At 47.6% G+C, this 12,421-nt stretch carries 17 protein-coding genes; all 17 read left to right on the forward strand.

Translation table 11 applies throughout. The features are described 5' to 3' along the window. Window position 1: 1 nt before the first annotated feature. On the forward strand, window positions 2-508 hold the full coding sequence (locus AC0YN0_RS07600; protein WP_475820664.1) for a (2Fe-2S)-binding protein: 507 nt from the start codon (window positions 2-4) through the stop codon (window positions 506-508). Further along, a complete protein-coding gene (locus AC0YN0_RS07605; protein WP_475820665.1) occupies window positions 505-1,011 on the forward strand; it encodes a nucleoside deaminase in 507 nt (168 codons plus the stop codon). Before AC0YN0_RS07600 ends, AC0YN0_RS07605 begins: the two co-directional genes overlap by 4 nt. Further along, window positions 1,008-1,505 carry a 2-oxo-4-hydroxy-4-carboxy-5-ureidoimidazoline decarboxylase gene (gene uraD / locus AC0YN0_RS07610; RefSeq protein ID WP_442049096.1) on the forward strand — a complete coding sequence of 166 codons (498 nt, stop codon included), beginning with the start codon at window positions 1,008-1,010 and terminating at the stop codon, window positions 1,503-1,505. Before AC0YN0_RS07605 ends, uraD begins: the two co-directional genes overlap by 4 nt. A 17-nt stretch (window positions 1,506-1,522) precedes the next feature. Then, the gene (gene pucL / locus AC0YN0_RS07615) at window positions 1,523-2,464 is read left to right on the forward strand and encodes a factor-independent urate hydroxylase (RefSeq protein WP_475820666.1); all 942 of its coding nucleotides are present in this window, start codon (window positions 1,523-1,525) and stop codon (window positions 2,462-2,464) included. A 21-nt stretch (window positions 2,465-2,485) separates the two neighbouring features. Then, the gene (uraH, locus tag AC0YN0_RS07620) at window positions 2,486-2,860 is read left to right on the forward strand and encodes a hydroxyisourate hydrolase (protein ID WP_475820667.1); all 375 of its coding nucleotides are present in this window, start codon (window positions 2,486-2,488) and stop codon (window positions 2,858-2,860) included. Between the two features lie 84 nt (window positions 2,861-2,944). Beyond that, on the forward strand, window positions 2,945-4,021 hold the full coding sequence (gene add / locus AC0YN0_RS07625; RefSeq protein WP_475820668.1) for an adenosine deaminase: 1,077 nt from the start codon (window positions 2,945-2,947) through the stop codon (window positions 4,019-4,021). A gap of 178 nt (window positions 4,022-4,199) precedes the next feature. Next, window positions 4,200-5,054: a hypothetical protein gene (locus AC0YN0_RS07630; RefSeq protein ID WP_475820669.1), complete on the forward strand. Its 855-nt coding sequence runs from the start codon at window positions 4,200-4,202 to the stop codon at window positions 5,052-5,054. A gap of 283 nt (window positions 5,055-5,337) precedes the next feature. Further along, window positions 5,338-6,000 (forward strand): HAD family hydrolase, encoded by a 663-nt coding sequence (locus AC0YN0_RS07635; protein ID WP_475820923.1) that lies wholly within the window; start codon window positions 5,338-5,340, stop codon window positions 5,998-6,000. Between the two features lie 38 nt (window positions 6,001-6,038). Beyond that, window positions 6,039-6,530: an NUDIX hydrolase gene (locus tag AC0YN0_RS07640; RefSeq protein ID WP_475820670.1), complete on the forward strand. Its 492-nt coding sequence runs from the start codon at window positions 6,039-6,041 to the stop codon at window positions 6,528-6,530. Between the two features lie 37 nt (window positions 6,531-6,567). Further along, on the forward strand, window positions 6,568-6,999 hold the full coding sequence (locus AC0YN0_RS07645; RefSeq protein WP_475820671.1) for an N-acetyltransferase family protein: 432 nt from the start codon (window positions 6,568-6,570) through the stop codon (window positions 6,997-6,999). Between the two features lie 81 nt (window positions 7,000-7,080). Continuing rightward, complete coding sequence (locus AC0YN0_RS07650; RefSeq protein WP_475820672.1) at window positions 7,081-7,671, forward strand: zinc dependent phospholipase C family protein; 591 nt, start codon at window positions 7,081-7,083, stop codon at window positions 7,669-7,671. Next, window positions 7,668-8,156, forward strand: coding sequence for a hypothetical protein (locus AC0YN0_RS07655; RefSeq protein WP_475820673.1), 489 nt, complete (start codon window positions 7,668-7,670; stop codon window positions 8,154-8,156). The genes AC0YN0_RS07650 and AC0YN0_RS07655 overlap by 4 nt, the downstream gene beginning before the upstream one ends. A 3-nt stretch (window positions 8,157-8,159) precedes the next feature. Beyond that, window positions 8,160-8,999: a hypothetical protein gene (locus tag AC0YN0_RS07660; protein WP_475820674.1), complete on the forward strand. Its 840-nt coding sequence runs from the start codon at window positions 8,160-8,162 to the stop codon at window positions 8,997-8,999. A gap of 33 nt (window positions 9,000-9,032) precedes the next feature. Continuing rightward, window positions 9,033-9,641, forward strand: coding sequence for a transglutaminase-like domain-containing protein (locus AC0YN0_RS07665; RefSeq protein ID WP_475820675.1), 609 nt, complete (start codon window positions 9,033-9,035; stop codon window positions 9,639-9,641). Window positions 9,642-9,675: 34 nt separating this feature from the next. Continuing rightward, a complete protein-coding gene (locus AC0YN0_RS07670; RefSeq protein WP_475820676.1) occupies window positions 9,676-10,608 on the forward strand; it encodes an ADP-ribosylglycohydrolase family protein in 933 nt (310 codons plus the stop codon). Window positions 10,609-10,752: 144 nt separating this feature from the next. Next, a complete protein-coding gene (locus AC0YN0_RS07675; RefSeq protein WP_475820677.1) occupies window positions 10,753-11,454 on the forward strand; it encodes a GH25 family lysozyme in 702 nt (233 codons plus the stop codon). A gap of 25 nt (window positions 11,455-11,479) precedes the next feature. Then, entirely contained in the window at window positions 11,480-12,421 is a 942-nt protein-coding gene (locus tag AC0YN0_RS07680) for an aminoglycoside phosphotransferase family protein (protein WP_475820678.1), read from the forward strand.

Below are 12,421 nucleotides of genomic sequence, written 5' to 3' on the forward strand. Positions count from 1 at the left end.
CATGGCGGAACTTAATAATGCAGCAGAAACATCAACGGCTTATAAGCTTGCATGTACGCTAAATGGCACAGCAACAGAAGTAGATACGGCGCCTGCTAGAAGGCTTCTCTCTATTTTGAGGGATGACCTGGCGCTAACGGGTACCAAAAGATCCTGCGAAATCGGGCGCTGCGGCGCTTGCATGGTGCTTATAGACGGCAAAGCTGTCAACTCTTGTCTGACGATGGCTTATCAGTGCGAAGGCAAGTCGATTGAAACCGTGGAAGGCGTATCGGCCGGCGGCATAGATCCGATCCAACAAGCCTTTCTAGAGGAAGGCGGTTTCCAATGCGGCTACTGCACACCTGGCATGATTATTTCGGTAAAAGCATTATTAGACAGCAATCCCGATCCAAATGATGATGAGATAGCCGAAGCGCTCTCAGGCAATATATGCCGATGTACCGGTTACGGGGGCATATGGAGAGCGGTGAAGCTTGCAGCTGAAAGGAGACGTCATACGTCATGAGTCACAATCATACGAATAGAAGCAATCCTATTAATCATATTCCTTATTTACAGAGATGCGTAGAAATATCGGCAATGGCCCGGGGGGCAGGCAATACACCGTTTGGTGCTTTGCTCGTCAATCGAGAAGGCGAGATTGTGCTCGAGCAAGGCAATATCGAAATTACGGAATCCAATTGCACCGGGCATGCAGAAACAACATTAATGGCTGCGGCGTCCAAAGCGTTCACGAAGGCGGAGTTATGGGAATTTACGCTGTATACGTCAGTTGAGCCGTGCGCGATGTGTTCGGGCTCGATTTATTGGGGCAATGTCGGTACGGTCGTCTACGGCATCTCGGAGAAAAAGTTGGCCGAGTTGACCGGCGATAACGAGCAGAATCCAACGCTCGATCTGCCGTGTCGAGTTGTTTTTGCACAAGGAAACAAACCAATTCAGGTCATCGGACCGATTCCTGAGGTGGAATCGTCCGTTATTGCCGTTCACGAGGGGTACTGGATATGACAACGATAAATGAAATTAACGAACTTGATCGACAAGCATTCGTTGCTGTGCTAGGAGAAATTTTCGAGCATTCCCCGTGGATAGCAAGCTCGGCATGGGAGATGCGGCCGTTCGTCTCGAAGGAGGCGCTGCATGAAGCGATGGCTAACGTTGTAAGAGAAGCGTCGAACGATCAACTGATTGAACTGTTTCGCGCACATCCCGATCTAGGCACGCGGCTTGCGGTTGCGCCGTATTCGGCCAAAGAGCAGCAGGGTGCAGGACTTAACCAGCTTACTAGCGAGGAATTCGAGGTGTTCTCCGAGCTGAACCGCAAATATGTGGAGCAATTCGGCTTTCCTTTCATCCTGGCCGTTCGCGGAAAGACGAAGGAACATATATTGACGGCTATGGAGTCGAGGATTCATCATAGCATGCAAGAAGAGACGACGCAGGCGTTGTCGGAAATCGAGAAAATAACGAAATTCCGCATTCTGGATCTCATCACGGGCTAGAGAAGGGACGGATGACGATGTTGAAGCTTCGAGGCGGCAGAACGCTTTATTATGGCAAAGGAGATGTGCTGAGCTATCGCACCTACGCTTCTCCGCTCGCCGTAAGCGCAATTCCTGAATCGACGTACACAGGCTGCAGCAACGTTATTTTCGCGCATAATATTAAGTTCTCGGTAAGCGGCGAGTCGATGATCACCTCCTTCACGGAAGGGGATAACGCGCTTGTTGTAGCGACGGACTCGATGAAAAACTTCATTCTTCGGCAGACAGCCGAATACGAGGGAAGCACGACGGAAGGACTTATCGCATTCATCAGCGAAAAGTTTCTCGAGCGTTACACGCATTTGGATGCGGTTGAAATCAGCGCGGATCGGCTACCGTTCGATGCCGTCACCGTAAGCGGCAGCGATGGGAGCTTCGCGCCGAGCGAGCTTGTCTATCGCCGGTCACGCAACGAGCATGGGATCGCGACGATGACATGGCAGCGCAATGGCGAGACGGTAGAGCTTATCGCGCATGAGAGCTCATTATCTCATATTCAGCTCATCAAGGTGCACGGCAGCTCCTTCTACGGCTTCGTGCGGGATGAATTCACGACGCTGCCGGAGAGCTTCGACAGGCCTTTATTTATTTTTTTAACGATCAATTGGACTTATGAGGATGCCTCGAATGCGATTAATGGGGACCGCGGCCGATACGTATCGGCTGAGCAGGTGCATGATATCGCCCACACGGTGTTTCATGCAGAGAATACACCGTCGATCCAGCATTTGATTTATAAAATCGGGCATCGAATATTGACGCTGTTCCCGCAATTAGCCGAGGTTCGATTCGAATCGAACAATCGGACATGGGAGACGATCGTTGAGCCTGCTGCGCCGACATCGGCTGGCGTGTATACGGAGCCGCGGCCGCCATATGGCTTCCAAGGCTTCACCATGACACGCGATGACTTATGAGAATAAAGGAGCGAATGATAGATGGGTGGACGGATTTCAACGCATGTGCTGGACACGGCAGGCGGCAAGCCGGTAGAAGGACTTGTCCTTACATTAACCTACTTTGGCGACGGGGAGACGGACGAATACGACAAGGTTGTGATCGGGACGTACAAGACGAATAGTGACGGTCGTGTGACTCAGCCGCTGCTGGAAGGGGAGGCATTGAAGCGCGGAACGTATGAGCTGCTGTTCATGGCCGGCGATTACTTCCGCAGCGCTCCGCATCTGTCGCTCGTGTTCGATCCGATTTTCGATGCCATACCAATTCGATTCAAAGTAACTGACGAGACGGGACACTATCATGTGCCGCTGCTCGTTGCCCCTGGGGGATTCAGCACCTATCGCGGAAGCTGACGACCGCGCACCAATAAGTAAAGCAAGCTCACGTATACAAGCAGCGCTAGATGTGTATGAATAGAGCAATAAAGGGGGGATTCGATGATGAATAAGATTAACCAATCAGATGAACCTTCGATCGATGATACGCTGCGCCGAATGCCGAAGGTAGAGCTGCACGTCCATCTTGATGGTAGCGTGAAGGCATCCACGATTCGCGAGCTAGCGGGATCAGAAGCCCATTCATTGCTTCCTGAGAGCGACGATGAGCTGTTAGCTCTGATGCAAGCTGATCCCGATACGGCAAGCCTGACGCAATATTTGAGCAAGTTCAGCTTTGTGCTTCCGTATATGCAGACGGCGGAGGCGATCGAACGGATCGCTTATGAGTTAGTGGAGCAAGCGGCGGAACAGCAAGTCCGTTATATCGAGGTCCGTTTCGCTCCTTGGCTTCATACGCATCAAGGCTTGTCGATCGAAGATGCCATCCGCTGCACGGTGAACGGATTACGCAGGGGAGAAGCTGCTTTCGGTACAATAGCGAGAGTGATCGTCATCTGTATGAGAAACCATTCCTTCGATCACAACATGAAGGCTATCGAGGCAGCGTCGCGCTTCTATACGAAGGGAGTTGTTGCGGTCGATCTCGCAGGTGACGAGGCCTCCTATCCTGCGCATCATTTCGCGACGCTCTTCGAGAGGGCAAAGGCGCTTAAGCTGCCGATTACGATCCACGCAGGGGAGGCTGCAGGCGCATTCAATGTGCGGGCAGCCATTGAAGAGTTGGGCGCGGAGCGGATCGGCCATGGCGTGCGGATGGAGGAAGACCCGGCGGTCATCGAGCTGGTGAAGGAAAAAAAGATTCCGCTGGAGATGTGTCCGATTAGCAATATCCAGACGAAGGCTGTACAGAGCTGGGCGTCGTATCCGCTTCTGAAATATATGCAAGAAGGCGTTATCGTCACAGTCAATACCGATAACATGACGGTGTCGGATACGACGATAACGAAGGAATATTCCGCGCTTATGGAGCATTGTGGGCTGTCGCTTAACGATATTGCAGCGTTAGTCATGAATGGCGTGAAGGCTGCTTTTCTAGAGGCTGAGCGAAAGGACGAGCTTGTGAAGCAATTCGAGCATGAGCTGTCGGAGCTGGGGTTGAAGCTGGCTATCCGTTAAGGTGTTAGCGATTAGAAAGTCATGATTGTCTGGGGACAGGCACTCATGGCTTTTTTGTATTTTTGCGATGGATTTATTTGGATAACGTTGCAACTTATCATTTATCCTGAAAGTCTATAGGTGTAAGGAACCACGACAGGAAGAACCTCGCACCGAATAAGGGGAAGGAAGTCGTAGAATGAAAACCGTTTATTATCGGATTAGCGGAGTTGTTTTGCTATGTTCGCTCATTACGTATGCGAGTTGTTCGAATGCACAGCGTTTTGAGGATAAGCTGGCAGAGAAGGATCGTATGATTGGCGAGTTGCAGCAGCAGTTGGATAAGAAGATTGTATTGGAACCAGAACCATCAGGATTGACTTTATCCGCATTCGATCAAACGATACAACAATATGAATGGCTCCAGAAGCTGCAAGCGGATACCAAGTGGGACAAAGTTGTCGTTAGTAGATTTGTTGGCGATGCAGAAGCCGTTACCATTACCGATCCATTATTTCTAGCGAGCGTAGGTTCGCTGCTTCATTTAAGATCGCTCAGCGATTCAGACTTCCCAAGCGGATATCAATCGGACATTGGCTCGTACGTATATGAGCTTTATGAACAAGGTCAGGAATATACCGTTCAGGTTGTCAATCGAGGTGTCATACAGGCTGCAGCGAATGAGCTGTTGTTCGAGGTGGATCGCAATGTCCATCAGTTAGGCGTTGCTTTCATGCCTAAGCCTGACTTCTTGAAGCATGACGGGTTAGTGGCGAAAATGGCTTCGAGCGGCGCAGTGAAGCGAGGGGATAGCTATGTGCAGTTCGCGCCTTTTCGGGTGCAGTCGCGAGTAGCTCCGTTGGCAGAGGGAGTATGGTTGAAAGACCCGCCTGCTCAAGCTGGAGACAGGTTAGAACAATTTACGTTCTATTACTATGGCGAGCAGCTACTGATGGAGGTGTACGCTGATTACGCGCATCTATCCGGTGATGGCTCCGAGGAATGGATCAGCATGCAGGATGCGGCTACGAAGCTGTTAGTGGAAGCGGGCTAGAGTAAAGCGGATTCCTATGTTGGATAATTGCATCAACTTTTTCCAATTCAGAATGCTTTCAGAGGCTATATTGGATTTCTGCACTAACTTTTCATAATAAAGCTCCAATTCAGCCCATCGAGAGCAAAGTTGATGCCAATATCCAGTATAGCGGTATGATGGGGTTTTTAGGAGGTGTCTATCCTGCAGAAATCCATTATAGCTAGCACGTTTGCACTATTTTGGAAGGTTATTGTACCCTGCTTGGTGAATTTAAATTGTTAGGAGGGGGGATGTATTGAACATGAAAGCGATTATATTTGATTTGGACAATACGCTGTTGGACCGTAGACTTGCTTTTCGTAGATTTACAGAGCGGTTGATAGACGATTATATGATTATTGAGCTTGAATCGGACAAACAAGTCATCATAGAAGAGATACGAATTGCGGATCGTGAGGGGTATCGGGGCAAAAGAGAGCTTTATGCGGAATTGTATAACGCATACCGATGGAAGGAGGGCGTTACGCCAGAATTGCTGCTCGCTTATTGGTTTTCGGAGTTTTTCCGCTGCACCGAAGTAATGGATGGCGCCATTGAAGCACTGGATTTGGTAAGAGCTAACGGCTTGAAGCTGGGACTTATTACGAACGGCTCGGTGCATTCACAAAATGCGAAAATTGATTTCGCTGGATTAAGACATTATTTTGACGCGATCATCGTATCGGACGAAGTGCAAACGAAGAAGCCTGATCCTGAAATCTTCGCTATCGCCGTGCAGAGGCTTGGCGTAGAACCTTCGGATGCAATCTATGTGGGCGACCATCCCGTTAATGATGTAATAGGAGCGCGCCTGGCAGGACTTCAATCGATCTGGTACCGAGGTGATCAGCCTTGGGACGAACGATTGAATGAAGGAGAACCGGCACTAGGTCATTTTAGTGAAATGAAGAAGATTCTACCCTAAACGTTAACGACATCATCGAAAGGTCAGGTTGGACATCTATGTTGGCATACACCATATGTTTCATTAAGCGAGGAAACGAAATATTACTGCTTAACCGGGAAAAGCCGGCTTGGATGGGCTGCTGGAACGGCATCGGCGGCAAGATTGAGCAAGGCGAATCGCCGAGGGAATCGATGCTTCGTGAATTAGCGGAGGAGACAGACATATCACCTGTCAATCTGCACTTTAAAGGCATTATTTCATGGAAATCGGAGATGGGCGGCGAATATGGCGGGATGTACACGTACGTTGCCGAGGTGGATGAGGGGTATGTTTACGATACGCCGATTAAGACGGATGAGGGAATATTGGACTGGAAATCAATTGATTGGATTCTGCACAAGGACAATGATGGGGTAGCTACGAACATTCCGTTGTTTCTTTCGAAGATATTGGAAGACCCTCATATTTATGAGCATTGCACAATTTACAAGGATGATGACTTGATCTCGCACTTTTCGTATCCTATTGATGCAGCGCTAGAACACTAGACTATCGTATCCATTATTCATAGGGGGATTTATAGATTTGGTACAAATACGCCGTTATCGACCGGAAGATATGGAAGCAATAGCAGAGTTAATGCTGGATCTGGGTTATCCGTCTACGACTGAACAGATGAAATCGAGAATGGACCGTTTGGGTACAAGCAACAAGAACGAAACATTCGTTGCGACGATTGCGGATCATGTTGTAGGCATGATTGGCTTTCGCAAATTGTTTTACTATGAGGCTGATGGATTTGTCGTACATATTAATGTGCTCGTCACGAAACATGAATATCAAGGCCGAGGTGTTGGCAAACAGTTAATGGCTTATACCGAGAACTGGTCCAGAGAACAGGGCGCAAACGCATTGTATTTGACTAGCGGCATAAAGCCGGAACGTGAGCGAGCGCGCGCCTTCTATCGAAACCTAGGCTTTGAAACAACGGGCTACCGTTTCGTCAAGACGTTGTGAAGTGAAACGAAAGATCGCAATGAGCGGTAGTCAAGTTGATGTTTTGGTTCCAATTATTGAGTAAGGAGAGGGGAAGTTAGGATGGGTTCGAGAGTGATGCATTACTGTATACAAACGATATTAAGCAAGCGGCTAGATATCAATGACCCTCAGTTTTTTCTTGGTGGAATTGCTCCCGATGCCAATAAACCTCCAGGTGGGCCGAAGAGCGAATCTCATTTTCTACTTACGGATGCGGATGGTATCGTTAAGTCCGACTTACGAGCATTCAGACAAAAGTATATGTCGGAGCAGCAGTTGCCCTTCTATCTTGGCTATTATTGTCATCTTATATCGGATGGAGTGTGGGTAGAGGATATTTATAATCCTAAAGTCAAGTATTTGCCGCAGCCAGAGAAGAAACGCGTGCAAGAGAGCTATTATCGGGATTTCGTTCGGTTGAATGGGATGCTTATTGAGCATTACGGCCTAGTGCTGCAAAAGTTGGACGTTTCACCAGTCGACATAGATGAGATCGATTACCGGATGCTGCCCATGTTGGTTGATGATTTATATGGCGATTTTGAAAGAAAAGATGAGACGATGGATCAGCGGCTTGAGCTTCTAACTTTCGATGAAGTTATAGCTTCATTGGAAAGATCTGTAGCTGTTTGCTTGGAGCATATGCGATGAGATCACTTCATGGGAACTTCTTTGGTAAAACTTCCGCACTTATATGCCTAGTCCTTATGTTTGGCGGCTGTTCGAACAATGATCATGAGGAGTCGCTTGAATTCATACTGAAATATGGCGTTATGTACAAAAATGAGCTGAATACGAACGAAAACACGTTTACGAAAGATTTAGTGATGGATGGTGTTGTTACAACCGATCTAACACTCACAGGAGAGCAAAAAAACGATATTCGCAAGCTAATGGAGCAGATGGATATCGAGTCTTATAGAGGCATGAATGAGGGTAAAGTAATGGAGCCTTCTAGCGGGTTCCAGTTTGATATCCAGTGGAAAGGTAAGCAGCTTCTCATTGACTGGATAGGCGGGTTCGGCGACGATTCTAAAGCTGTACAAATGCAAGAGCTTACGCAGCTCATCATTGAAATGATAGAATCGAATGAAGCCTATAAGCAGCTTCCGCCTATTGAGGGAGGCTATGAATAGAAAATGAAAATGAAAATGATAGGCGGATGGGGAAAAAGAATGATATGCGGTGGACTAATGGTTAGTTGCTGCATGATCGGAACACTCGGATGTTCCGGGTTACGTACATTGCCAAAACCTGTTGATAGTGTAATACAACCTTTGCCTGATCAGATTGCGCTTACTTTCCAGCCACTGGATCTAATCGAGCTGCCTAGTACTGAAACTGCGCCAGGATGGAAGGAAATCCAATCGATTCCGTTCGGATCGTTAGAAGGTAAGCCGTTTCAACTAGATGTCTACGAAGAATCGAAGTCTGACGAATCGCTGTTTACCATTTATAATGGACTTCTCAAAGTCGGTGATCATACGTATCTCATTCGCGAGTTATCTCAATCTATAACGGAATCCGATCAGAGCCATTGCACAGAACTATGTGTTATCCAAAAGCTATTTTTCGGTCAGGAGAGATATGAGCTAATCGGCAGCGTGCCTTTGTTTGCCAATGGACCGGGGCGTAATCTGTTTGTAGTATTCGATAGGGTTGAATCAAAGCTGCTTTCATTCGAGGGATGGGGAGCGGGCAGCTTCATGGATCTCGATGCCGACGGTATGGAGGAATTTATTATTGAGTTCCCAGGTTTGCATATGTCTTGGCCGGATTTGACCGTTATTCGAGCTAAGGATGAAGGACTTGAAATCAGCTCGTCGGTTGTCGATGCGTTGGGAAGAAAACCTGGCGATTTTGCTACGCTTAATATGGATCAGTCGCCGCCGCTTATTCGCTTTGGGAATATAGCTGACGAAAACTTGAGCTATGATTATAAATATAACAAAGGCGTTTTGCAAGCAGTCGGCGGTTAAAGGGTGTACAAAAAAGAGCGAGGAAGTGAGTCAATGAAGCTAATAGCTGAATCGAATCATATGGCGAATTATTTGGCTGAACTGGATGAGGTGGATTACAGTCATCAAGAAATTCAAATGTTGGCGAAGAAGCTTTTCCAACGGAGCATGAATGAAGTTGAAATGACTGATGCGGCATACCGTTTCGTTCGTGACGAAATATCGCATACCTGGGACATTCAGAGCGAGCGTATAACGAAGACGGCGTCCGAGGTGCTCAGATACAAGGAAGGAATCTGTTACGCAAAGTCGAATCTATTGGCTGCGCTCTTAAGAGCTGTTGATATTCCAACGGGCTTTTGCTATCAGAAGCTCACGTTAGGGGATACACCGGATACAGGGTACTGCATCCATGCGCTTAACGCGGTATATTTGCGCAGTCATGGACGCTGGTTCCGGCTGGATGCGCGCGGAAATAAGAAAGGTATTGGGGCGGAGTTCAGCTTGGAGGAGGAAAAGCTGGCATTTCCGATTCGCCCGCAATATGGGGAGATCGATTATCCGGTTATATTCGCAACACCTAGCGCAAAAACGATGGATGTGCTGAATCGACATACGAATGCCCTTCACATGTATGCGCAAGGGTTGCCGGTTGAGCTATAGCCATACATGATCTTCGAATGGAGGCAATAACTAGATGAGCAAAGTAAAGGACGGTATCCTCGGGTTATGTCTCGGCGACGCATTAGGCGTGCCTGTTGAATTTAAGCATCGCGATACGATAGCGAGTAACCCGGTGGTCGATATGATTGGTTATGGTACTTATCATTTGCCTGCCGGCTCATGGTCGGACGACAGCACGACGACGTTCTGTCTATTGGAGAGCTTAGCGAGCCGTAAGAAAGTGGATCTCGATGATCTATCGAATCGATTCGCGAAGTGGCTGTTCGAAGGCTATTGGACCCCTTATGGAGAAGTGTTCGATATCGGTAACGCAACGAAAGCGGCTATTATTCGAGTCCGTAAAGATAAGATAAGTCCTTTACTTGCGGGAGGCAGCGACCTATCTTCTAACGGAAATGGATCGCTGATGCGCATTCTGCCGATGGCTTTTTTCATGCGAGAGGCTTCTTTGGAAGAACGAATGAAAGCAGTCGCTGACGTATCCTCGGTTACGCATCGTCATCCGATTTCGATTATCGCTTGTCAATTTTACGTGGAGATGGCCATTTATTTGCTGGAGGGTCATTCATTGCACGAAGCGCTGGCCGCTACGAGAGCCGTTATAGTGGAACAGTATCGAACTGAACCTCATATAAAACCTTTCGATCGACTATTGTTTGGCGATTTCCGCTTGCTCGGTGAAAGCGACATTGCGTCCAGCGGGTATGTCATTCATACATTGGAAGCATCGATCTGGTGTCTGCTAACGACTAGAAGTTACAGGGAAGCGGTTATGAAGGCGATTAACTTAGGCGAGGATACGGATACGACAGGCGCGGTAACGGGGGGACTGGCAGGTCTTTACTACGGACTAGAAGCGGTGCCGAACGAATGGATTGATTCTCTCGCTAGAATTAACGACATTAAAGATCTGTGTGCAAGATTTGAATCTGGTTTGATTAAGTAGTTATTTTGGTGCTAAGCAGCGTGATTGCAAAAGCCGAGAATGAAGATGAAGCCGGATAACGGCGTGCTCTATAGATATGAGAAGGCGAAGCCTTGATCTGCCGTTGGCAATAGGGCTGAGATGAAACGGAGAGCTGGTGTATAGATGAAGCTCAAAAAGATCGCTCTTATTGCGATGGCAGCAGCTGCAGTTCTAGCTTTCCTAGAATATAAGGGCTACATATGGCATACGAGTCTATTCGCATCCGGCTACGAGATTCGCGGCCTTGATGCGTCGCATTATCAAGGGGAAGTCGATTGGAAGAAAGTGGCTTCAAGCGGTAAATATCAATTCGTGTATTTGAAAGCAACGGAAGGTAACGACTACGTAGACGATACGTTTAAGAGTAATTGGGAGGAAGCGAAGAAAGCCGGGATTATGACGGGAGCCTATCACTTCTTCTCTGCCCGAAGTACTGGCGAGGAGCAAGCCAAGTTATTCATTAGCAACGTTCCTAAGGAAGAGCAGTCATTGACGCCCGTTATCGATCTGGAAATAGCATTAGATCATCCGGTAGAACAGATTCAGCGGGAACTTAAGCTGTTCAGTAACAGTGTCGAAACCTATTATTCCAAAAAACCGATTCTTTATGTTACGTATGATACGTATAACAAATATGTATCCTCTGGCTTTGAGGATTACGATATTTGGATACGCGATATCCTTAAGCCTCCATCTTTGAAAGGCGATCGCGATTGGCTGTTTTGGCAATATTGCAATCGCGGCAGAGTGGATGGAATAGATGCGTATGTAGATATCAATGTGTTTCATGGAGATCAGGGCGCTTTCGACGCGAGGTTTAAGTAGCTTGGATTAAGGAAGGGGGATAGCTATGCAAACGACCCAAGTACAGGATTGGATTAATCGAGATATACAAAGTTTGAGAGGATACACCGTAATCGAGCAAGTGTATAAAGGCTACTCGGGAGATATGAAGTTTATTGTCAGCAAACCGGATAATCGTTTCTTCCTAAAATGCTTCAGCCTCAGCGAATTGGATCAGAAGCAAGCCGAATACGAAGTGCTGAAGCAGTTGGAGACGCTTGGCGTGAAATGCTCGCAAGCAATAGAGATCGGACGGATGACGGGTATCGCGCTAGGGTATATGGTATTAACTTATGTGGAAGGTGAAGATGCTTCCGACATGCTGCCTCGCTTTTCAGACGAGGAGCAATATGAGATCGGACTGGAAGCGGGGCGACAACTGCAGCTAATACATCAGTTGAAGGCCGACAATAAGGTGGAGGACTGGTATAGCCGAAAGGTAGCTAAGCACCTCCGATATGTGGAGCAATACAGAAATTGCGGAGTGCGAATTGCTGGTGATTCTGCGATATTGTCGTTTATCGAGGAGCATCTTCATTGGATGAACAATCGTCCAAATCTGTTCCAGCATGACGATTATCATACGGCTAACTTAATCGTGCGCAATAAAGCTTTTGCAGGAGCGATCGACTTTAACCGCATGGATTGGGGCGATCCTGTGCATGAGTTTTTGAAGACAGGATTTTTCAGCGCAGAAGTGAGTATTCCGTTCTCCATTGGTCAGATCAAAGGTTATCATAACTTGAATGAGCCAAGCGAAACTTTTTGGCAGCTTTACGCGCTATATGTTGCCATGTGTACGATCTCTTCTATTGTATGGATTATGAAGGTTAAGCCGGAAGAGATGAAGATCATGATGGCAAAAGTAGAAAGAGTAGCCGCGGATCACGATCAATTCGCAAACATAATTCCTCGCTGGTATCAATCATGGAACGGCCGACTTGCTTAA

The sequence above is a fragment of the Paenibacillus sp. J22P218 genome (genome assembly GCF_056269195.1).